Source organism: Cystobacter fuscus, from assembly GCF_002305875.1.
In the GTDB taxonomy this organism is placed as follows: Bacteria; Myxococcota; Myxococcia; order Myxococcales; family Myxococcaceae; genus Cystobacter; species Cystobacter fuscus_A.
On sequence record NZ_CP022098.1, the window covers coordinates 5,425,804 to 5,449,343 of the forward strand.

Genomic DNA, 23,540 nt, shown 5'->3' on the forward strand with positions numbered 1-23,540 from the left:
CTACGCGCCAAGCTTGGATGGAGCGCCCCACGCCATGAACCTCGACTCCCCCTCCCTGATCAGCGTCCTGCGCGAGAAGCCGCAACCGGAAACCCTGGAGCTGGTGGACAGCGCTCTCAAGAGCCTGGTCGCCAGCCTGTTCCGGGTGAGCTTCCTTCAGGTCACCAGTGACACCTCGCTGTCGTCCTACGGGTTGGACTCGCTGCGGGCCATGGAGCTGAAGAACCTGATCCAATCGGAGATCGGGGTCGATCTCCCCGCCACCGTGCTGTTGTCGGGGGCGACCCTCCGGGCAGTGGCGGAGGAGATTACCCATCAGGTGTATGTGGGCGAGGATGTGCCGGCCCTGACTCCGTCGGCCGGCGAGCAGGGAAGCCAGGGCCTCGCGCTGTCGCTCGCGCAGGAGCGTTTGTGGTTCCTGCACCAGTTGGATCCGGACAGCACGGCCTACAACCTGGCCGGCGCCGCCCGTGTGACAGGCCCGCTCACCGCCGAGGCGGTGGAGCGCGCGGTGAATGAGATCGTCCGGCGGCACGAGTCGCTGCGCACCGTGTTCGGCGTGGAGGGAGGCGTGCCTTTCCGGCGCGTCCTGCCGGAGTTGCACCTGAGCGTGCCGGTGGTCGACCTGAGCGCCGTACCGGCCGCGGAGCAGGAGCAGCGGCTGCGCGAGCTGGTCGCCGCCGAGGAGCAGCGACCCTTCGACTTGAAGCGCGCGCCGTTGTTGCGGCTCTCGCTGATCGAGCTGGGGCAGGAGCAGCGGGCGCTCGTCCTCGGCATCCACCACATCATCGCCGACGGCGGCTCCATCTCCGTCTTCATGCGTGAGTTGTCCCTGCTGGTCTCGGGCCGGGTGGGGGAGTTGCCGGCACTGCCCGTGCAGTACTCGGACTACGTGGGCTGGCAGCGACGACTCTTGCAGGGGCACCAGCAGGAGCGCTCGCTGCGCTACTGGCTCGACAAGCTGTCCGGTGAGCTGCCCATCCTGGAGCTGCCCACGGATCGCTCCCGGCCGTCCATCGAGGGAAGCGCGGGAGTGACGAAGTCGCTGCGCCTCCCGGACGCGCTCGCCCAGAAGCTCCGGGCGTTGGCTACGCAGCAGGAGACGACCCTCTTCGTCCTCCTCCTGTCCGCCTTCGAGGTCCTGCTCCACCGCTACTCCGGGCAGACGGATCTGCTCATTGGTACGCCCGTCGCCGGACGGCCTCGCCGCGAGCTGGAGCCGCTCATCGGCTTCTTCGCCGATACGCTGATCCTCCGGGCGGACACCTCCGGACGCCCTGGTTTCCGCACCCTGCTGGAGCGGACCCGGCGCTCGGTCCTGGAGGCCCTGGATCATCAGAACGTGCCGCTCGGGCGGCTCGTCGCGGCCCTGCGCTCGGACCAGAAGTCTGGTCGGGCGCCGCTGTTCTCGGTGATGTTCACCGTCAACCGGCTGCTCGAGAGCGAGGAGGAGGCCGTGCCGGGCGGGCTCCACCTGCGCCAGTGCCTCACCGAGAGCCGCACCGCGAAGTTCGACCTGGATCTCGCCGTCACCGAGCAGCAGCAGGGTCTGATCGCCACCCTGGAGTGCCGCGCCGACCTGTTCACCGAGAGCACGGTGAGCAGGATGCTGGAGCATTACCGGCTGCTGCTCGAGTCCATCGTGCGGACGCCGGACCTGGAGATCTCTCGGCTGGAGCTGCTGCCGGAAGGGGAGGAGCGGCTCGTGCGAGCCGCCTGGAACCCGCCCGCGGCGCAGCCGGTGCCGGATGTCATCAGCGCCTTCGAAGCGCAGGTGGAGCGCACCCCCTCGGCGCTGGCGGTGAGCTGTGGCGAGGAGTCGCTCACGTACCGGCAGTTGAACGAGCGCGCCAATCAGGTGGCCCATACCCTGTTGGCCTCGGGACTGTCGGCGGATCGCGTGGTCGCCATCCTGGCCCCGCGCGAGGTCTCCTTCCTGGCGACCCTGCTGGGTGTCCTCAAGGCGGGAGGCGCCTACCTCGTCCTCGATCCGCGGCAGCCCGCCAGCCGGCTGGCTCGGGTGCTGGAGGAGAGCGCCCCCTGGGCCGTGCTGTGCACGCAGCCGCTCGCCGAGCACGCGCGGGGCGCCCTGGCCGCGGCGGGCTCCCAGGTGCCGCTGCACCTCATCGAGTCCCTGTCCCGCGAGCAGACGCGGGCCCACAACCCGGGCGTGAGCGTCCCTCCCTCCAGCCTGGCCTACGTCGTCTTCACCTCCGGCACGACGGGCGTTCCCAAGGGCACGCTGGTGGAGCGCCGGAGCCTCAGCCATCACTGCCAGGCCTTCGTGGGGCAGATCGGCCTGGGCGCCGGGGATCGCGTCGCCCAGCACGCTCCTCACATCTTCGATGCCACGACCTGGCAGTTCCTGGCCCCCCTGCTGGTGGGCGGACAGGTGCACATCCTCTCCGACGACGAGGCGGGTGAGCCCGAGCGCCTGTACGGCGCCCTGGTCGAGCGGCGAATCACGCTGATCGACGTGGTGCCGGCGCTGCTCGACGCGCTGCTGAACACGGCCCAGGCGGCGCCGCTCGCCTTGAGGCGCGTGGTGGTGGGCGGCGATACGTTGCCCGTCGAGGTCTGTCGGCGGTGGCTGGCGCGCTTCCCCGGCATCCCGCTGCAGAACGCCTATGGGCCTTCCGAGTGCACCGACGTCGCGACGATCCACGACGTGATGACCCCGCCCCCAGCGGAGCAGTCCCGCGTTCCCATCGGCCAGCCGCGCACGGGCAGCACCGTGTACATCCTGGACGGCGAGCTGCGGCTGGCGCCGATTGGCGTTGCCGGTGAGCTGTACATCGGTGGCATCGGGGTGGGGCGCGGCTACATCAACCGGCCGGAGTGGACGGCGGAGCGCTTCATTCCGGATCCCTTCGGCACCGAGCCCGGAGCGCGTCTCTACCGCACCGGGGACATCGCCCGGTGGAACGTGGACGGTCAACTCGAGTTCCTCGGGCGCCGCGACCAGCAGGTCAAGGTGCGCGGGGCGCGCATCGAGCTGGGTGACATCGAGATGCACCTGCGTGCCCACCCGGCGATCCGCCAGGCCGTGGTGCTGGCGCCCGACGACGGAATGGGCGGCCGGCGCCTGGTGGCCTACGTCGTTCCGGCCCAGGCAGGCTCACCGGAGTCCTCTCCCGAGGCCCTGCGCCACCATCTCGGTGAGGTGCTTCCGGCGTACATGGTGCCTCACCTGTACGTCCAGCTCGACGCACTGCCGCTCACCGCGGTGGGCAAGCTGGATGTGAAGGCCCTCGTGGCGCGCTCCGCCACGGCTCAGGTGGCGGAGCTGGACTTCGTCGCGCCGCGTGACGAGGCCGAGCGCGCGGTGGCCGCCATCTGGCAGTCCGTGCTCGGGGTGGAGCGGGTGGGGGCGCGCGCGGACTTCTTCGCGCTCGGTGGTCACTCCCTGTTGGCTGCCCAGGTCATCTCGCGGGTGCGCGAGCACTTCGGTTGCGAGGTGCCGCTGCGCCACCTGTTCCAGTACCCCACGCTGGAGGAGTTCGCCCGCAGCCTCGCGTCGCTCGAGCGCCGCACGTCCTCCACCGCCATCCCGCGTGCGTCCCGCGAGGGCCAGCTCGCGCTGTCCTACGCGCAGAAGCGGCTGTGGTTCGTCCAGCAGCTCGATCCCTCGGATACCTCCTACCACGTCGCTGGCGCGCTCCTGCTGGAGGGTGCGCTCGACATCGCGCTCTTGGAGCGGAGCCTTCAGGCCGTCTTCGAGCGCCACGAGGGCCTGCGGACCACGTTCGGTGACATCCGCGGCGTTCCGTACCAGGTGATCCACGAGCGCGTCGATGTCCAGCTCGGCCGCCTGGACGTGAGCGCGGCCGGGTCGCCGCTCGATGAGGCGCGCCGGCTGCTGGAGCTCGAGGCGGCGAAGCCGTTCGACTTCTCGCGCCCACTGGTGCGGATCAACCTGGTGCGCATCGCGAGCGATCGCTACGTGCTCGGCGTCTGCCTGCACCACATCCTCGTGGATGGTTGGTCCATCGCGCTGTTCGTCGAGGAGCTGGGCCAGCTCTACTCCGCGCAGGTCCGTGGCGCCCAGGCCGAGCTGCGCCCGCTGCGCATCCACTACCATGACTACGCGGCGTGGCAGACGCAGCGCCTGGAGTCCGGTGAGCTGGCGGGGGACATCGCCTACTGGCGCTCGGTCTTCGCCCAGCCGGTGCAGCTGCTCCAGCTCCCCACGGACAGGCCGGCGCCCGCGGTGCGGACCGCCAGCAGTGGGAGTGGCGCGCGGCTCGGCTTCACCATCAATCCCCAGACGGTGGCGGGCATCAAGGCCCTGTGCGAGCGCGAGGACACCTCGCTCTTCATGTTCCTGCTCGCGGCCTTCAACGTCCTGCTGCACCGCTATTCGGGCAGCGAGGACATCACCGTCGGCACGCCGGTGGCCGGCCGCGGCAGGTCCGAGCTGGAGGAGCTGATCGGCTGCTTCGTCAACACGCTGGTGCTGCGGACGGATCTCTCCCAGCGGCCCTCGTTCCGGGAGCTGCTGCGCCGGGTCCGCCAGCACACGCTGGAGGCCTTCGACCACCAGGAGCTGCCGTTCGAGAAGCTGGTGGAGGAGGTGCAGCCCGAGCGTGACATCAGCCAGAACCCGCTATTCCAGGTGATGTTCGCGTTCCAGAACACCCGCGCGTGGCGGCTGGCGCTGCCGGGCGTGAGGACGGCTCCGTTCGACACCCGCACCACCACGGCCAAGTTCGACCTGCAGCTGGAGATGTGGGAGGAGGAGGGCCAGCTCCAGGCGGCCTTCGAGTACAGCACCCGCCTGTTCGATGCCGCGACGGTGGCGCGCTTCACCGGCCACTTCCAGACGCTGCTGGCCAGCATCGTCGAGACGCCCGAGTCCTCCCTGCTGCGGCTCCCCCTGTTGCCCGAGGCGGAGCGGAAGCTCATCCTGAAGGACTGGAACGAGAGCACCGTCGACTTCCGGATCCAGACGGCGTTCGCCGCCGTCTTCGAGAAGCAGGTCGCGGCGAACCCGCGGGCCACGGCGGTCGTGTGCGGCGACGAGCGGCTGACCTACGACGAGCTGAACCGCCGGAGCAACCGGCTGGCCCACTTCCTGATCTCCAAGGGCGTCGAGGCCGAGTCGCTGGTGTCCCTGTTGGACGAGCGCGGCATCGACTTCCTCACGCTGATGCTGGGCGTGTTCAAGGCGGGTGGGGCGTACCTGCCGTTGGATCCGCGCCACCCCACCGCGCGGCATGCGCAGTTGCTGGAGCAGAGCGGCAGCCGCATCCTGCTGTGTGGCCGTGCCCTCGAGAAGGAGGCTCGCGCGGCCGCCCAGGCCATGGGCGAGAAGTCGCCCGCGCTCTACTTCCTGGACGACATCCTCGCGGCGTCCCACGAGGAGCACGACCCGGCACCTCGGAGCCAGCCGGGGAACCTCGCCTACGTCATCTTCACCTCGGGCACCACGGGCGTTCCCAAGGGGGCGATGATCGACCAGCGGGGGATGCTCAATCACCTGTACAGCAAGATCCTCGTCCTCGGGCTCGGCCCCGAGGACGTCATGCTGCAGGACGCCTCGCAGTGCTTCGACATCTCGGTGTGGCAGTTCCTGTCCGCCCTGCTCGTCGGCGGTACGACCAACGTCTTCAAGGACGAGGTGGCGAAGGATCCGGCGCGCCTCTATGTGGAGTTGGAGCGGCATGGCCTCACGGTCATCGAGGTGGTGCCGTCGCTGCTGCGCGCCCTCATGCAGGTCATCCACGGGGATGCCGGGTGGCAGGGCAAGCTGTCTCGCCTGCGCGCCGTGGTGTCCAACGCGGAGACGCTGCCTCCGGAGATGCTCCGGGATTGGGTCTCGCTGTATCCGCGCATCCCGCTCTACAACACCTATGGTGCCACCGAGTGCTCGGACGACGTCTCCGCGGTGACGCTGGATGGATACGCGTCGCGTGAGCTGGATCGCCTGCCAGTTGGCCGGCCCGTGGGCAACATGCAGGTCTACGCGCTCAACCGGGAGCTGCAGCTCGCGCCCGTCGGCGTCTCGGGCGAGCTGTACATCGGCGGCGTCGCCGTCGGACGCGGCTACTTCAACCGCCCCGAGCTGACCGCCTCGGTGTTCATCCCGGACCCCTTCGGCGCGGTGCGCGGCGCCCGCTTCTACAAGACGGGCGACATCGGCAAGTACACCCTCGAGGGGCAGCTCGACTTCCTGGGCCGCCTGGATGATCAGGTCAAGGTTCGTGGCTACCGCGTCGAGCTGTCCGAGATCGAGTCGCGCATCGCCGAGCACGAGAAGGTCCAGCAGACGGTGGTGCTGGCGCGCGGCAAGGAGGGCGCGGACAAGCAGCTCGTGGCCTACGTGGTGTCCACCGCGCCCGCCGCCGAGCTGATCGAGGAGCTGAAGACGAAGCTGCGGGGCCAGCTCCCCAGCTACATGGTGCCTGGCATCTTCATGGTGATGGAGAGCTTCCCGCTCAACCGGAACGGAAAGATCGACCGCAAGGCGCTGCCCGTGCCCACCCGCGAGCAGATGCGGGGCGGGGAGTCCTTCGTGGCTCCGCGCAACGAGCTGGAGACGTACCTGTCCGAGGTGTGGGCCGAGGTGCTGAAGGTCGAGCGCGTGGGCATCCACGACAACTTCTTCGACCTGGGCGGCCACTCGCTCATGGCCACGCAGGTGATCGCCCGCGTGCGCGATCGCTTCCAGCGTGAGCTGCCGCTGCGCAGCCTGTTCCAGTACCCCACCATCGCGGACTTCACGGTGCAGGCGCTGGGCGCGCAGGCCCTCGGGGCGGAGTCGGCCCGGGAGCTGCTGGTGCCGGTGCCTCGCGGGGAGAAGCTGGAGCTGTCCTTCGGCCAGCAGCGCTTCTGGTTCCTCAACGAGCTGAACCCCGAGGACTCCAGCTACAATGTCCACTACGCCCTGCGGCTCCAGGGACACGTGGACGTGGCCCGGCTCGAGAAGAGCCTGCGGGCGGTGATGCGGCGGCACGAGTCGCTGCGCACCTCCTTCTTCACGGTGGACGGCGTGCCTTACCAGCGCATCCACGAGCAGGTGGACTTCGTCGTCGACCTCGTGGACCTGCAAGCCGTGGCGGAGCCGGAGCAGGAGGCGCGTCACCGCATCGAGCACGAGGCCGAGCGCACCTTCGATCTGAGCAAGCTGCCGCTCTTCCGGATCACCCTGTTCCGGCTCGCCCCCGACAGCCACGTCCTCTTCCTGAACATGCACCACATCATCTGCGATGGGTGGTCCATGGGCATCTTCATCCAGGAAGTGGGGGAGTGCTACGCGGCCTTCCTCGAGGGGCGTGCGCCCCAGCTGCCCCCGCTGCCCATCCAGAGCTACGACCACGCGGCCTGGCAGCGCCGGCAGGTGGATGGAGCGCTGTTCGACCGCCAGCTCCAGTACTGGCGCGAGGTGCTCGGCAAGGAAGTGCCCTACCTGGAGCTGCCGCTCGATTTCCCGCGCCCGCGGATGCAGAGCCACCATGGCGCCAAGCTGCCGTTCTCTCTGGGTCGGGAGCTGTCCACGGCCATCCAGGCGCTCTGCCAGCGGGAGGGCGTCACCCTCTACATGGTCCTCCAGGCCGCGCTGGCCACGCTGCTCCACCGCGTCGCGCGCAGCCGGGACATCACCATCGGCTCGCCCATCGCGGGCCGCAGCCGTCCGGAGCTCGAGGGGTTGATCGGCTGCTTCATCAACACCTTCGTCCTTCGCGTGGACCTCTCCGAGCGGCAGACCTTCCGGCAGCTGCTGGCACAGGTCCGCAAGCGGACGCTGGAGGCCTACGACAACCAGGACGTCTCCTTCGAGCGCATCGTCGAGGAGGTGCTGCCTCACCGCGATGCCGGGACCAACCCGTTGTTCCAGGTGATGTTCGTCCTGCACAACCTCTTCGGCGCCAAGGTGTCCATGCCGGGCGTCGAGTCCCAGCACTTCGATTACGAGTCGCGCACGGCCAAGTTCGACCTGCTGCTCGCGCTGTGGGAGACCGAGGGGCTCGTCGAGGGCGAGTGGGAGTACAACACCGACCTGTTCAAGCGCTCCACCGTCGAGCGGCTGCACGAGGGCTGGGTCCACGTGCTGCGCGGCGTGACGGAAGACATGGGACGGCAGCTCGAGGACTACCCCCTCATGAGCGAGGCCGCCATGCGCGCGGAGGTGGTCGAGCGCAACCAGACCGACAAGCCCCTGCCGGAGCTGGCGTGCTTCCACGAGCTGTTCGCCCAGCGTGCTCGGAAGTATGCCGATCGTGTCGCCGTCGTCTGCAATGGGCGGAGCCTCACGTATGCGGAGCTGGATGCTCGGGCCAATCAGATCGCCCATACGCTGCTCCAGCGGGGCCTGAAGCCGGAGTCGGTGGTCTCGTTGATGCTGGATCGCGGGCTGGACTACATGGCCTCTATCCTCGGCGTGTGGAAGGCCGGCGGCGCGTACATGCCGGTGGACCTCGCTCATCCCGAGCGTCGCACCGCCAGCATGCTCGAGCTGGGAGCAGCGCGGTTCACCATCGCCTCCCAGGCCCACGCCGAGAAGGCCTCCAGCTTCTTCCCCGAGTCGCAGGTGCTGGTTCTCGAGCAGCTCCCCGAGACGGCGCCGCGCACCGCGCCCGAAGTGCGGACCGACCTGGCGCAGCTCGCCTACGTCATCTTCACGTCGGGTTCGACGGGCGTGCCCAAGGGCGCGATGCTGCACCACCACGGCATGATCAACCACCTGTTCGCCAAGGCGCTCGACCTGGGCATCGGCGAGCAGGACGTGGTGGCGCAGATCGCCGTCCAGACGTTCGATGTCTCCATCTGGCAGATGTTCTCCTCGCTCCTCATGGGCGGCAGGACGGCCGTCCTGACGGGCGATGACGCGTGGGATCCGAAGAGCCTGTTCGGGAAGATCCAGCGCGAGCGCATCACCGTCATCCAGTCGGTGCCGGCGCACATGAAGGCGATGCTGGCGGAGCTGGAGTCGGCGCCGGGCGTGTACGACCTGTCGTCGCTGCGCTGGCTCATCATGAACGGCGAGGGGCTGCCGCCGGATCTGTGCCACCGCTGGTTCGCGCTGTGGCCGCGCATCCCGATGATGAACATGTACGGGCTCACCGAGTGCTCGGATGACTCGTGCCATCACCGCATCCCGTCCGCGCCCACTCACAACCTGACGTACATGCCGATCAACGGCACGCTGCAGAACCACAAGATCTACGTCCTCGATGACTCGCTGCGTCCGGTGCCCGTGGGCGTGGCGGGCGAGCTGTGCATCGGCGGACTGGGTGTGGGTCGCGGCTACAGCAGCGATCCGGAGCGGACGGCCAGGGTCTTCGTGCCGGATCCGTTCTCCACCGTCCCGGGTGCGCGCATGTACCGGACGGGCGACCGGGTGCGCTACCTCGACGATGGCTCCCTGGTGTTCCTGGAGCGGTTGGATCATCAGATCAAGCTGCGCGGCCGGCGCATCGACATCGGAGAGATCGAGACGGCGCTGCGCGAGCACCCGCAGATCAAGGATGCCGTGGTGAAGGCGTTCTCCGAGGGGGCTGCCTACACCCGCCTGGTGGCGTACATGGTCTCCCGGGTGAAGCCCGCGCCGCTGCTCTCCAACGTCCTCCTGCACCTGCAGGAGCGGGTGCCCGAGTACATGGTGCCCACGGACTTCGTCTTCCTCGACGAGTTCCCGCTCACCGACAACGGGAAGCTGGATCGCAAGGCGCTGCCGCCTCCGACGGGCAACGCCCAGAGCGAGGCGCACCAGCACCGTCCTCCGGTCACCGACACCCAGCGGCGCCTGGCGGAGATCTGGTCGCAGCTGCTCGGCGTGGCCTCCGTGGGTCTGGACGACAACTACTTCTCCCTCGGTGGCCACTCGCTGGCCGCCGCGGAGATGACGACCAAGGCGAAGAAGGCCTTCCAGCTCGACATCCCGCTGCGCGTGATCTTCGAGTCGCCCATCCTGGGCGAGTACGCCGAGCAGATCGATCGGCTGCGTGGGGCCTCGAAGGGCTCGGGACAGCTGGCCCAGGTCGAGCTGGACTTCGGCACGCTCACGCAGGTGGCGCCTCGCGACGTCTACGACCTGGCGCCGCAGCAGATTCCGGAGTGGTACGCGTACGCGCTCGATCCGGAGTCGCCGGTCTACAACATCACCTTGACGCTGTTCCTGGACGGGGAGCTCAACCGCGAGGCGTACCTGGAGGCCTGGAACCAGTTCATCGACAGGCACCAGGTGTTCCGCGCCTGCTTCGACTACCAGGATGGCAAGCCGGTGCAGAAGCTGGGCGCTCCGATCCAGCTCGATGCCGCGGACGTCTTCGTCGACCGTCGCCACATCCCGGCCGCCGAGGTCCCGGATGACGCCGAGCACGTGGCGGACGGGCTGGGCAACCAGCTCTTCGACCTGCGCACCGGTCCGATCTTCCGCACCCGGTTGGTCACGTATCCGAACCAGCGCCACATGCTGGTCTTCGTCATCCACCACATCGTCTGGGACGAGACCTCCACGATCAACATGATCAAGGAGTTCGGCCAGCTCTATAACCAGCTGGCCACCGGACAGCGGCCCGCCCTGCCGGGGCCTCGGGTGGGCTACCTCGACTACGCCCAGCGGATGCACGAGGCGGTGCGCGACGGGGCGTTCGAGCAGGCCAAGGCCTACTGGCTGCGGCAGTTCGAGACCGTTCCCCCGGCGCTATCCCTGCCCACGGACTACCCGCGGCCCGCCGTCCTCACGTACGAGGGCAGCACCGTGGACGCGTGGTTCGAGCGCGAGACGGCGGCGAAGATCCAGAGCTACCTGCGCGAGCACAACGTGACGCTGTTCATGTTCCTGCTCGCGGTGCTGGATACCTACCTGTACCGGATCACCGGCGACGACGACATCGTGATTGGCGCGCCGATCGCCAACCGCGATGACGAGGCACTCCGGGAGACGCTGGGGCTGTTCGCCACGCCGCTGCCGCTGCGCGCGCGCATGAACGAGCAGATGAAGTTCAGCGAGCTGCTCCGCCAGATGTCCTCGGTGTCCATCGAGGGCTACGAGCACCACCGCTACCCGAGCAACCTGCTCATCGAGCAGCTCCCGCTCCCCAAGGATCTGTCGCGGCCCCGGCTGTTCTCGGTCATGTACGGGGTGCAGAACAACAAGACCTCCATCCTCGACAACTTCCATCTGGAGGGGATGAAGATCTCGCTCGACGAGCGGATGCATGGCGCGGAGTGGACCACGGCGAGGTTCGACCTCACCTTCGTGGTGGACCAGTTCGGCGACGACATCTCGCTGGCGCTCAACTACAACTCGGGGCTGTTCAAGCGGCCGACCGCCCAGCGCATGCTGCGCGAGTTCATCTCCCTGGTGAACGAGGTCCTGACCGCTCCGGACCAGTCGCTGTGGGACTACGCGCTGATGCCTCGGGCCGAGGTGCAACGGCTCCTCACCGGGTTCAACCCGGCGCAGGTGCCGTTCCAGCAGGACATGACGGTCGCGCACCTGTTCGCCCAGCGCGCCGCGGCCGTCCCCGAGGACATCGCCGTGGTCGAGGGTGAGCGCCGCTACACCTACGCGCAGCTCCAGCGCCGGGCGGACCAGATTGGCGGCGAGCTCGTCGCGCGAGGCGTGAGCCAGGGCGAGCGTGTCGGCGTCCTGCTCGAGCCCTCGTTCGAGCTGCTCGCGAGCCTGTTGGGCGTCCTTCGGAGTGGGGCGGCCTACGTCCCGCTGCTTCCCAACTACCCCGAGGCGCGCATCCGGGCCATCCTGGCCGATGCGGGCATCCGCCAGGTGGTCACGGTCTCTTCCCACCGCGGCCGGCTGGCTGGGAGCGGTGTGGACCTCCTGTGCCTGGACAGCGCGGACACCTGGAGCCTCGCCTCCGAGCAGCAGCCGCTGGTCCAGGTGCGGGCCACCCCCGGGGACGTGGCCTACGTCATCTACACCTCGGGCACCACCGGTCTGCCCAAGGGCATCGAGATCGAGCATCGCGGCCTGGTGAACTACCTGGAGTTCCTGCAGCGGCAGTATGGGCTGGAGCGGACGGACTGCGTCCTGATGACGAGCTCGTACGTGTTCGATGCCTCCATCGTGGAGATCTTCTGGCCGCTGGTGTCCGGCGCCCGCATCGCCGTCGCGTCCAGCGAGCAGCGCAATGATCCCACCCAGGTGGGACAGCTCCTGGTGGAGCAGGGCGTGTCCGTGCTCCAGGGCGTGCCGCTCTTCCTGGCCGCCGTGGCGGACGCTCGCGCCGCCGGGCTGTTCGCCGAACCGGAGCGGCTGCGGCTGACCATCGTCGGTGGCGCCGCGCTCCACCGCGAGGTGCGCGACAAGCTGCTGCGCACCTTCCGTGGGCGGCTGATGAACCACTACGGCCCGACCGAGGTGACGGTCGATGCCTCGACGTTCGATTGCAGCCGCGACTTCGAGGGCTCCATCGTTCCCATCGGGCGGCCCATCGGCAACGCGCGCATGTTCATCCTGGACCGGCGCCTGCGTCCGGTTCCGGTTGGGGTGACGGGCGACATCTACGTGGCGTCGCCCGGTCTGGCGCGCGGCTACCTGGGTGACCCGCGGCGCACCGCCGAGGTGTTCCTCCAGCACTCGCTGGACGGGACGGGGTCGCTGCGGCTCTACCGCACGGGTGACCTCGGCAAGTACGACGCCGAGGGCACGGTCTACTACCAGGGTCGGAGCGACAAGCAGGTCAAGGTTCGCGGCAACCGCGTCGAGCTGGAGGAGATCAACGCACGGCTGGGGGCCCATCCCTCCATCTCGAGCTGCGTGGTCAGGGCGGTGGACCTCGACAGCGGCAGCGAGCGGCTCGTGGCCCACATCGAGCTGAGCGCGGCGTGCAACGGCTTCGTCGCCATGGGAGAGACCTATCGGCTCTTCACGCTGGCGCAGCGTCCGGAGCTGTTGCGCCAGATGGAGGCGGCGCACCTCGAGTCCTGGCCTGAGTTCTTCGCCGGAGACACGTCGGTCAAGCAGCTCTGGCCGCGCATCTGGACCGAGTTCCCGGAGTACCAGTTCGCGCTGGTCAACGAGGCGGACCAGGTCGTCGCCGCGGGCAATGCCGTGCCCTTGCGCTGGTCCGGAGAGGTGTCCAGTCTGCCGCCGGGCTGGAGTGCCGCGCTGGGCGAGGCTTTGTCGGCGGACAAGGCGGTGGCACCCGATACCCTGCTCATCCTGACGGGCGTGGTCATCCCCGCGTACCAGAGCCGCGGCCTGGCGAGCAGCGTGCTGGAAGCCTTCAAGGCGTTGGCGCGCGGGCTGGGGCTGGCGCGTGCCATCGTGCCGGTGCGGCCCACGGGCAAGAGCAGCCGTCCCGACCTGAGCTTCGCGGCCTGGTGCGAGGCGCGTCGTCCCGATGGTCTGCCGGAGGATGCCTGGCTGCGCATTCACGAGCGCGTGGGCGGACGGCCGCTGCGTATCGAGAACCGGTCGCAGCGCGTGGTCGGCTCGGTGAGCCAGTGGGAGGGCTGGACGGGGATGAAGTTCCCGACTTCTGGCGACTACCACGTCCCCGGCGGGATGCACCCCGTGCACATGGACCTGGAGAAGGGGGTCGGCGAGTACGACGAGCCGAGCATCTGGTACCAGCACTTCGCCGAGTCCTACCAGGGACCGGCGTGGGCTCCGCTGGGGACGCGGGAGATTCGTAAGTTCCTGGCGGACTCCCTGCCCGAGTACATGGTGCCGGAGCAACTCTGCTTCATCGCGACGATGCCGCGGACTCCTGGCGGCAAGATCGACGAGCGGAAGCTCCCCGAGGTTTCGTGGCAGGGCGGCCAGACCCTGCCGCCCCAGAACCCGCTGCAGCACACGCTCGCGGAGATCTTCCGTGAGGTGCTGCACGTCGAGAACGTCGGTATTGGCGACGACTTCTTCATCCTGGGGGGTCAGTCACTCAAGGCGATCCAACTCTTGACGTTGATCGCTCAGCGGATTGGCGCCCGGGTGGTGCTGAAGGACTTCTACCGCGAGCCGACCATCCTGGGGCTGGAGCGACTGGTGGGCGGCGCGGGAAAAGCCGCTTGATGCAGGGCAGGGTGCCGATCGGGAGACGACGACCTGATCGGCACCCATGCCAGACATGCCACAGCTCCACCGCGCGCCCCGAACCTCCGTCCTCCGAACGGAATTGTCAGCCGCGGTGCCGCTCGGCTGCGCGGTAGAGCTGAGTAAGGGAGTAGTCCAGGAGCGCCTGTCGCGAGGTCATGTAGCGGCGAGCCCGAAGGAAGGGCAACCAGACGCGGTTGCCCACGAGCACCTGAGCCTCTTCGAGCTTCTGGCGCGGTATCCACCGGCCACCGAGGTGGCGCACCAGTACCTCACCCAGGTATGCGCCAATAGCGGGCACCGCGTGCTCGTCGATGGCTTCCCGCAGGCGGCTCTTCGGGAATTCCTCGCGCCAGAAGTAGAAGTCGGCGTCCGTGAGCGACTCTGGCGTTGCATCGAAAACGGAGGCTACCTCCGAGTGCAGCAGCGCCACGAGGTGCTCCGCGAGGGTGCTGTAATGCTCGCGAGCGCGCTCTGGGCTCTCCATGTCTGGGGGGAGGGCGCAGTCGGCGGGGCGCCACTCCTCGGGCTCGGGCGGCTGCCACGCATTGAGTTCGGCAATCCTGCGTTGGCGCTCGTGACTGGCGGCGCGGTTCACTACACGCGACAGGAGCGGGGCCAGGTCCGGGTGGAAGCGGGGCTCCACAGGAGCGAGGCTCGCACTACGCTCGCCCAGGGTGCGCAGTATGGTGTCGAAGTCCAGGTCCGGCCGAAGGTGGGCGTGGGCGCGGGCCTGTGCGCGCCGTGCCTCCTTGCTGGCGAAATCCGCCACGGTGGGCCATGTCACCAGGAGGACGGAACCATTGGGCAATTCATCTACCCGGTGGGCCGGTGTGGACAGCATGCGCTCGCGGCCCACGGTTTCCACCAGCTTGGGGCCGAAGACGTTGAGCCAGCACACCTCGTAGATTCTGTCGAAACCGTCTCTGAACAATGTCTCGTCATCGCGGCCGAAATTGGGAGAGCCCGCCAACACCGCGTCATCACTGCTGTGTGCCCAAGCATGAGTGACGGGGTAGCGGGAGGCCCAGGCGTGCACCATCTCCACGAAATGGCGGCAGCGATCCGCTTCCGCGAAGAAGGAGAGCGGCTTCACGTTGATGGTGAGGTCCAGTTCAGGCGACTGTGGTGGGAGCCACAGCGAAAGCCGACCGTCCAGCGCGGGCCACTTCGTCCGATAGAGACCAAGGGCCGTGCTATCCCCATCGCGCCGCTCTTCCAGCGCCTTCCAAGTGGCGGCGCGAGCGTATTTGCGTTGCCGCTTGCCGTTGACAACGTCCGGCATCCACCCGTCGGCGTGCTTCTCAAGCGCGTTGAGGAAAGGCTCCAGCTCGCTTTCGAGTGCCGCTTGTGGATTGAATGCACCGTTGAAGATTAGCAGGAGGCTGTCCTCCGGCTTCACGCTGTGAAACTCTAGCACCTTCATTGGAACATTACCTCCACTCCTAGAACCTTTCTCTTGGTTTCGATCACGGCTGCTTTCAAGTAGTTTGGATTCGTGGGCTTGAGCGCGCCCCCTTCATAGATAAGGCGAACCCGGTGGACGGGCACCTCGCTGCCCTCTGGGAGAAGGCGCTGGAGGGAGTCCCGGCGGATGTCCAGCCTCTCGCCGTACTTGGACAGAGCTTCCCTCGCGTCCTCAACCATCTGCGCCGTCAAAGCGTCTCTCCCCAGCCCCGAGAGGTCGCGGCTCTTGAAGCTGAACGTCTCCACGCGCCGTGGCCGCCCGCCGAGCTCGCCCTCTTCGATGACGAGCACATCCGCGTAGCGCAGGCCGGGGCCCGGCTTCCTCACGCCCACCTGCACTTCAACGCGGGGTTTGTCGAAGTCCCGGAGGAAGCTGCGCTGGGCCCGAGGCTTCTCCGCGTCAGCCTTCAGCAGCTTCACCATGTCGGCCTCGAAGGCCATCCCCCGGGCAAACCACGCGCGCATCCGCTCGTAGGGCTCCCACTTGAGGGGGCCCTCGGCGGCCGTGCCCTTCTCCACCTCCCGCTGGCGCTTCTCGTAGTAGTCGACGTACTCGCGCCAGCGCGGGTTGCCCCGGGCCTCGGGCGGCGGGGCGTCGAGGGAGGGGCGGTGCTTCTCCAGCACGCCCACGTCCTTGGGGAGACGCGGGCCCGTGGCCTCGAGCTCCGCGGCCGCGAGCTTCGCCTCCACCACTGCCGGCGTGTGGCCGACTCCCTCGTCTACGAGCGAGGCCAGTGTGCCCAGGTGCCCTGCGGCACCGGCCTTCGTAGCGGAGGGGCGTGCGGCCTCCCCGGCACCGGTCTCCGCGCCAGCCTTCAGGGGCTGGGAGCCCGTAGCCCCGGGCTTCGCCCTGGACATGAGCGGCCGAGCCCTGGCCACATCTCCCCCGGCCTCATGTAGCGCCAACGCGGCGTCGGCCCCGCCCACGGCGACGAAGCGGCCTGCCTCTCGGCTCGCTCGAACCTCCCGCACCAACTCCCGCAGGCCCTCCAGTCTCATCGCCCCTTTGAACTGCTGCGCCGTCTCCATCACGGCCCGCAGGCGCGCTTCCGCGACCTCAACCCCGGAAGCGATGCGCAAGCGCACACCCGCGGCGCCTTCTGCCTTGGAGAGGTTGCGCAGACCTTTGCCACCCGCGATGAGGCCCAGCACCAGTGCTGGAGCCACCTCGCGCGCGCCCTCCTCCAGCTCTCCCCGCCAAAGCAACTTCCCGCCATGGAGGGTGGTGGCGACAGAGTGGTAGGCGCCCAGCGGCACACCAAAGGTGAGGTCATCAAAAGCACTCACCGCCATGCTGTCCGCCGCGGCTTTGCGCACCAACTCCTGCTCGGCCGTGGCGAGGGCCTCCTGGTACTCCGGCGGCAGTTGGAGTCGGATGGGGAGGAATGCGAAGTCCCGTCCGCCCCCGGTCATGAGTGAGCTGGAGAGCACGTCCTTCCCAGCTCGCACCAGGCCCCGGCCCAGGTCTCCGAGCTCGGAGTCCCGATCCACGCGGGCCGTGGGTTTCAGACCCCGCTTCTCCAATGCCACCTGAAACGCGGGCAGCAGCGCGAGGGTTTCTGCCAGCCGCTTGTCCTGGGCCAGCAGGAACAGAATCTCTCTCAAGTCATCGTCATAGGCGGAGTCGACGCTGTAGACGGCGAGCACCTGCGCGTTGAGGCGCCCATAGGCCTCAGGGGCCTTCACGAGGAGGGACTTGCGCTTCGCGTTGAGCTGGTGGGCAATGTCCTCGCGCGGTGGGCCCAGGGCGCCGAGTCGCACGGCGCGCCAGTCGTCCAGGGCCTCCAGAATGCGGGGCATGTCCACCCGCTCCTGGAGGGCGAGGACTTCCCCGGGCGAGGTGCACGAGAGGAAGGGGGCCAGCAGCTCCTCTCGGCTGGAGGACAAGTCGGGCCAGTCTGGGGGCACGGCCTGCCCTCCGCACGAGGGCGGCTCCTGCGGGGCGGCCCCCGTGCTGGCCACCTGAAACGCGGGCGCTTCGCCCGAGTTCGCCAGGGCTGCGTCCGAGCCCAGCCCGCGGGCGCTGCGGCGGCGGTGCAGCCGCTCCTGCTCGCCCGGCTTGGCGGAGAAGAGGGCCTCCTGCTCGCTCGCCTCCGTGGAAGCAAAGGGGGAGGGCGCCCCAAGCACGGGTGTACTGCCCCCCGCCTCTCTTAACGTAGACAGAGCGCGGAGGCCGGCGGTGCTGCCGCCTGGTCGCGGCGCCAGCGCGACGCAGCCGGTGGAGAGCAGCACCGCCCCCAGCAGCGCCGCCCACCCGTGCGCCCAGGCCTCAGCGCGCACGGTCCACCCCCAGCCCCAAGAGGGCGTGGGCGGCTGGGCGCAGCGCCCCGTCCGCCTGCGGGCACAGCAGGGGGCCGCCCTCAGCCAGCGCATACAGCGTGCGGCTGAAGCGCCAGCGCACCTGGCCCGAGTACAGGTGGCGTGCCTCTGGTTGGCCCAGCCCCAACGCCGGCCCATTCAGGGCCACCTCCATGGTGCGGTGGGCCAGTTGCGCGGCGAGGCGCCCGTCCACGTTCACCCGGCCCTTGCCAAACACCCTCGCGCCCAAGGAGAGGTGCAGTTGGCGTTGCATCAGGTTGCGCCACCCACCCACCGTTGAAGCCGCGAGTGAAGGCACGGCCCCAGCGCTGAAGAGCGCAGGCTGTTGTGGCTGGGACAGCAGCACCAGCAGAGTGGACGTCATGAAACCATCGTAGCGGGGGTGCAAGGGCGCCTCACTCTGCGGTGAACACCTGGGTCCGATGGTCACCCGCCGCAAACGCCCGTTTTCAGAGGAGAAAACGGGACGGTAGGACAGAGGAATCGAACCTCCCGGGGACATGTCTCCATGCCCCCCACCGGTTTTGAAGACCGGGCCAGCCACCAGGTCCAGACGTCCTACCGCGCGCGATTACCGCCGGAACTCCGGGCGGTTACAAGGGGATTGTCTCCTTGATCGCTCCCTGACGGTCTTCCGGTACCAGGAATGGTACCAAGGAGCCGCAGGATGCCGCGCTGGACGGGCACCTGGAGTGGAGGCCGCAAGTACCAGAAGGCAATGGGCGGACGGTGTACGTGATCCGCAAGACGGTGGAGGGGGTCGCGTACCAGCACACGCCTGCCCGTCGCCGCTCCCGTCGCTCCTGAGCCCGCCCAGGCCCTGGAGCCGGTGCTCTCCGAGCAGCACGTCCGCCAGCTCGTCAGCTACTTCGAGTGCATCGTCAACGATGTGGTCAATCCCGAGCACAGCCAGCTCACCGATAGCTCCCTGGATGGCACCCGGCGCATGGTTCGCGAGGGCGTCACCGAGGATGATGTAAGGCAGGCGCTCGCTCAGAAGCCTGCTCGGATCGTCGATGGGCTGCAACCAGGTGAAGGGCGATGGACCGCTGTTCAAGGGCAGGGGGATCATCCAGCTCACGGGCCGGTCGAATTACGCGCGGTTCTCCAGGTTCATGAAGTCCATCGACATCATGATGAATCCGAAGTGCGTTGCGGACCCGAAGCTGGCGTTCCGAGCTGCCGCGTGATTCTGGACCGAGAGGGGACTCAATGAGCTGGCTGACCGACTCAGTGGCGACAACTTCGAGCCGACCTACAAGTCCATCACCCAGCAGGTCACTTCCTGTGGCAATGACATTCCTGCCAAAGGAAGCCGCCACACTCGCCGTGTTTATAACCGATGCTCCTGCAATGATCGTTGCATTGGTATTCATTGAATGGGCAGCCGAACTGTCCCCCAACAGTAGAGTTGGGCTTTTCGCTTTGATCCACGGACGATGAAGACTGTTGTCCCGTTCGTTCACCCGAGGAGCTCCACCACTCCACTTGGGTCGCCGAGGTCGTTGCTTTGTCATGCGCTTCTGGCGCTGCGATTCCGTCTGTGCTCCAAGCGCCCAGCACTACGGCCACCGCGATCAGCGCACCATTCATCCATTTTTGAGTCATCATTACTTCACCCTTCTGTTTTCGTTGCGGCTTGGGGCATTTGCTTCTTTTTGAACTTGGTTGGCTCTGATGATTCTGTCACCTGCGGAAAGTCCTAGGATACAGAGGTCGGCATCTTAGAAGGCAAATCGCCGACCCCTTGCCTCTCTAGTCTCTCTCTGCGAACCGAAAATGGACGATGGGGCCCACTATTCTATTCTCTTTGCACTTTCAGGCTGATTGGCATGTGGCAACCCTAAACTCATTGGACGGCATGTGGAGGGTCTGTTTGGCGGTAGCCGTGGATTTCTGACTGGAGGCGAAAGACAAGCGTCCCATGGCTCATCAAGTGACCAGTGGCCCCTTTCCATCATCCGGGTCGGGTTCCTCTTCATCAGGGACCGGCATCCGAGCCTCCAAGACGATCCCGCCCTCGGAGTCCGCCTCGGCATCAGCTTCGTTGTGGAGCGCGTGGAGAAGCTCCGGGTCCAACTCTTCCTCCACGGCCATCGCCACGAGCCTCAGTCGCTCGCCGCTCAGCGCCAGGAGCCCGGCGACGTAGGCGGGTGCGTGGGCGGCCTGCTCGTCCCGGGTGAAGGCACGGTCGCGCAGCGACTCGGCACCAATATCTGTACCTTGAGCGGCGACAGTCAGGGCGGTGTCGCGAGGGGTTTCAGAGGGATACACACCTGGATGACGGTCGCTGGTCCGCGTTTGAAGACCGGGCCAGCCACCAGGTCCAGTGGTCCTACCGCGCGCGATTACCGCCACGAGCACGGCACCCCGTCAACGTCCGCGTCTCAGTCCAGCCCCCGCTGCCAGAGGTCCTCCTCGTCGAGCCCCATCAAGTGTCCGACCTCGTGCATCACCGTGATGCCGATCTGCTCGATGAGCTCCTCGCGCGTTCGCGCGAAGCGCTCCAGGTTCTTCTGGTACAGCACGATGGAGGCCGGATAGGGATCGAACGTGCCCAGGATGCTGTGCCGCTCGCCCACCGGCGAGCCCCGGAACACCCCCAGGATGCATGGGGAGAGGGGAGGGGACTCGCCCATCAAGTCCTCGTCCTTGGGAATCTCCTCCACCGCGAGCGTCACGTTGTCCAGGTACTCCTTCACGTGCGTCGGCAGCGCCTTCACCGCGTCCTCGACGGCCTTGTCGAACGCCTCTTCCCCCAGCTCCACCGGGGGCGGGAACTCCTCGGGCGCCAGGGCGCGCGCCCTCGCGAAGTGCCCGAGCGCCGCCTTCCCATCCCCCCGCCGCTCCGCCAGCAGCCCCAGGTAGTGGTGCGCCCACGGCTCGTCCGCGGCGTCGCCCAGCAGATCCTCGAGCACCGCCTCCGCCTCGCCGAAACGGCACAGCTCGAACAGGGCGATCGCCCGCTCCAGCCTCGCCTCCACCGAGCGCGGCACGTGCCCGAGCGCCGCCTCCAGGCTCGTCAGGGCCCGCGCACATTCTCCTACCTGATTGAGCCCAATGCCCTCCCACAGGAGGAACTCGAAGAGCAGCTCGATGTCCCCGGCGCGCTGGGCGAGCTTGCGTCCGCGGGCGCACAGGGCGAGCCCGTCCTCCACCGCCTCGCGATCGTCTCCCACCCGACCCACCAGACATTCAGTGGCCGACAGCAGCAGCTCCAGGTCATCCGGGGCGACCTTCACGGCGCGTGAGTAGGTCTCCAGGGCCTCGTCGAGCCGTCCCAGCTCGGTGAGGGCCGCCGCGCGCCAGTGCAGGGCCTCGGCCAGGGAGTCGTCCTCGGCCAGCAGCGCGTCCGCTCCGGCCAGGGCCTCCTGGTGGGCACCCCGGTCGAAAGCCGCCGCCACCCCCTCGAGCCGGGCCTCCCAATCCGCCGGTGCCCGCTTCGACGTCCGCTTCCCCATGCTCGGCGACATACGAATCCCTTCCGCGCGTTGTCAACGTAGCTCTCGGCTGTTACCTTCCGCCCCCTCCGCACACCGCTCATAAGGGTCCGTGAACATTCTGGTCGTGGATGATGATGTCGAGCTGTGCACCCTGCTCTCGCGCTTCCTGGAGAAGCACGGGTACACCGTCTATTCCGCGTCCGATGCCCTGCAGGCCCTGGACATCCTCGAGCGCCATGACGTGGGGCTCATCATCAGTGACTACCGGATGCCCCACATGGACGGCATCCAGTTCACGGGGATGCTCAAGGCGGATCCCCGGCACCAGGGTACCTCCGTCATCCTCATGACGGGCAACGCCGATGGCAACGTGCAGGACAAGGGCCTGCGCAAGGGCGTGGCGATGACCCTGGAGAAGCCCCTGGACTTCAACCAGCTGCTCAACCTGGTGCGCTTCGCCGAGTAGCGCCGGGGCGCCCGTGCGGCCCGCCAGCCGTCCGCTCCCCCACATGCCAACCGTTCCGTGTTGACAACCCGGGTCCGTCTCTTATTTTGGCGCTCGCCTGGGCCGAGTGCTAACTCAAGGGCTCCTGGCCCCGACGTACATTCTTCAATCTTTTCAGGAGGTTAGCGATGGCAGCGAAGGAGATTTTCTTCCACCAGTCGGCGCGCGAGGCGATTCTGCGCGGTGTGCGGATCCTCTCGGACGCGGTGGCGGTGACGCTCGGTCCCAAGGGCCGCAACGTGGTCATCGAGAAGTCGTTCGGCTCGCCCACGGTGACCAAGGACGGCGTGACGGTCGCCAAGGAGATCGATCTCGAGAACAAGTTCGAGAACATGGGCGCCCAGATGGTCAAGGAGGTCGCCTCCAAGACCAGCGACAAGGCGGGTGACGGCACCACGACGGCGACGGTGCTCGCGCGCGCCATCTATGAGGAGGGCCTGAAGCTGGTGGCCGCCGGTCACAGCCCGATGGACCTCAAGCGTGGCATCGACAAGGCCGTCGAGGTGGTGGTGGCGGAGCTCAAGAAGCTCTCCAAGAGCACCGCCGACAAGAAGGCCATCGCCCAGGTGGGCACCATCTCCGCCAACGGCGACGAGACGATCGGCAACATCATCGCCGACGCCATGGAGAAGGTGGGCAAGGAGGGCGTCATCACGGTGGAGGAGGCCAAGGGCCTGGAGACCACCCTGGACGTCGTCGAGGGCATGCAGTTCGACCGCGGCTACCTCTCGCCCTACTTCGTGACCAACCGCGAGCGCATGGAGACGGTGCTCGACGACGCCTACATCCTCATCAGCGAGAAGAAGGTCTCGTCGATGCAGGACATGATCCCCATCCTCGAGCAGGTGGCGCGCTCGGGCAAGCCGTTGCTCATCATCGCCGAGGACGTGGAGGGCGAGGCGCTGGCCACGCTGGTGGTGAACAAGATCCGCGGCGTGCTCAACGTGGCGGCGGTGAAGGCGCCGGGCTTCGGTGACCGTCGCAAGGAGCTGCTCAAGGACATCGCCACGCTGACGGGCGGCACGGTGGTGACCGAGGAGCTGGGCCACAAGTACGACGCCCTGACGCTCAACGACCTGGGCCGCGCCAAGCGCATCACCATCGACAAGGACAACACCACGATCGTCGACGGCGCGGGCAAGCGCGAGGAGATCGAGGGTCGCATCAAGCTCATCCGCTCGCAGACGGAGACGACCACGAGCGACTACGACCGCGAGAAGCTGCAGGAGCGGCTGGCGAAGCTGGCCGGCGGCGTGGCGGTCATCCACGTGGGCGCGGCGACCGAGACGGAGATGAAGGAGAAGAAGGCGCGCGTCGAGGACGCCCTGCACGCGACCCGCGCGGCCGTGGAGGAGGGCATCGTCCCCGGCGGCGGCGTGGCCTACCTGCGCACCCTCCCGGCGCTGGAGAAGCTCAAGCTGGGTGGCGAGCAGGACTTCGGCGTGGACATCATCAAGAAGGCCCTGCAGGAGCCGCTGCGCAAGATCGCCAGCAACGCGGGCCTCGAGGGCCCCGTCATCATCAACAAGGTGCGCGAGGGCCAGGGCGCGTACGGCTACAACGCCCGCACGGACGTGTTCGAGGACCTGGAGAAGGCCGGCGTCATCGATCCGACGAAGGTGGAGCGCACCGCGCTGCAGAACGCCGCCTCGGTCGCCTCGCTGCTCCTGACCACGGAGGCCATGGTGGCCGAGCGCCCGAAGAAGAAGGCCAAGGGCGCTGGGGCCGGTGGCGCGCCGGACTACGGCGGCGATGACATGGACTACTGAGCCGCTCGTCCCCACGGGCTCATGAGGTTCGCGGC

9 protein-coding genes and 1 tRNA gene are annotated in these 23,540 nt (G+C 67.9%); 4 read left to right on the forward strand and 6 right to left on the reverse strand.

Features of this window, described 5'->3' with window-relative positions; genetic code table 11:
- The first annotated feature begins 34 nt into the window (after positions 1-34).
- Entirely contained in the window at positions 35-13,981 is a 13,947-nt protein-coding gene (locus CYFUS_RS22160) for a non-ribosomal peptide synthetase (RefSeq protein WP_095987037.1), read from the forward strand.
- A gap of 106 nt (positions 13,982-14,087) precedes the next feature.
- On the opposite strand, the gene CYFUS_RS22165 is transcribed toward CYFUS_RS22160, so the two are convergent.
- From CYFUS_RS22165 to CYFUS_RS50815, 4 genes are all read right to left on the reverse strand, one after another.
- On the reverse strand, positions 14,088-15,428 hold the full coding sequence (locus CYFUS_RS22165) for a hypothetical protein (RefSeq protein WP_095987038.1): 1,341 nt from the start codon (positions 15,426-15,428) through the stop codon (positions 14,088-14,090).
- Positions 15,425-17,596, reverse strand: coding sequence for a hypothetical protein (locus CYFUS_RS22170; RefSeq protein WP_232537710.1), 2,172 nt, complete (start codon positions 17,594-17,596; stop codon positions 15,425-15,427). The genes CYFUS_RS22165 and CYFUS_RS22170 overlap by 4 nt, the downstream gene beginning before the upstream one ends.
- Positions 17,597-17,738: 142 nt before the next feature.
- Positions 17,739-18,152, reverse strand: coding sequence for a hypothetical protein (locus CYFUS_RS22175; protein ID WP_157758588.1), 414 nt, complete (start codon positions 18,150-18,152; stop codon positions 17,739-17,741).
- 103 nt (positions 18,153-18,255) lie between these two features.
- Positions 18,256-18,351, reverse strand: a tRNA-Sec gene (locus tag CYFUS_RS50815).
- Between the two features lie 266 nt (positions 18,352-18,617).
- Between CYFUS_RS50815 and CYFUS_RS50820 the strand changes: the two genes are divergently transcribed.
- Complete coding sequence (locus tag CYFUS_RS50820; protein WP_157758589.1) at positions 18,618-19,004, forward strand: hypothetical protein; 387 nt, start codon at positions 18,618-18,620, stop codon at positions 19,002-19,004.
- A 716-nt stretch (positions 19,005-19,720) separates the two neighbouring features.
- On the opposite strand, the gene CYFUS_RS22185 is transcribed toward CYFUS_RS50820, so the two are convergent.
- A complete protein-coding gene (locus CYFUS_RS22185) occupies positions 19,721-20,062 on the reverse strand; it encodes a hypothetical protein (RefSeq protein ID WP_095987041.1) in 342 nt (113 codons plus the stop codon).
- Between the two features lie 113 nt (positions 20,063-20,175).
- Positions 20,176-21,261, reverse strand: coding sequence for a metallopeptidase family protein (locus CYFUS_RS22190; RefSeq protein ID WP_157758590.1), 1,086 nt, complete (start codon positions 21,259-21,261; stop codon positions 20,176-20,178).
- A gap of 79 nt (positions 21,262-21,340) precedes the next feature.
- Between CYFUS_RS22190 and CYFUS_RS22195 the strand changes: the two genes are divergently transcribed.
- Both CYFUS_RS22195 and groL read left to right on the forward strand, forming a co-directional pair.
- Entirely contained in the window at positions 21,341-21,697 is a 357-nt protein-coding gene (locus CYFUS_RS22195; RefSeq protein ID WP_043433682.1) for a response regulator, read from the forward strand.
- 167 nt (positions 21,698-21,864) lie between these two features.
- Positions 21,865-23,505, forward strand: coding sequence for a chaperonin GroEL (groL, locus tag CYFUS_RS22200; RefSeq protein ID WP_095987042.1), 1,641 nt, complete (start codon positions 21,865-21,867; stop codon positions 23,503-23,505).
- The last annotated feature ends 35 nt before the right edge of the window (positions 23,506-23,540 follow it).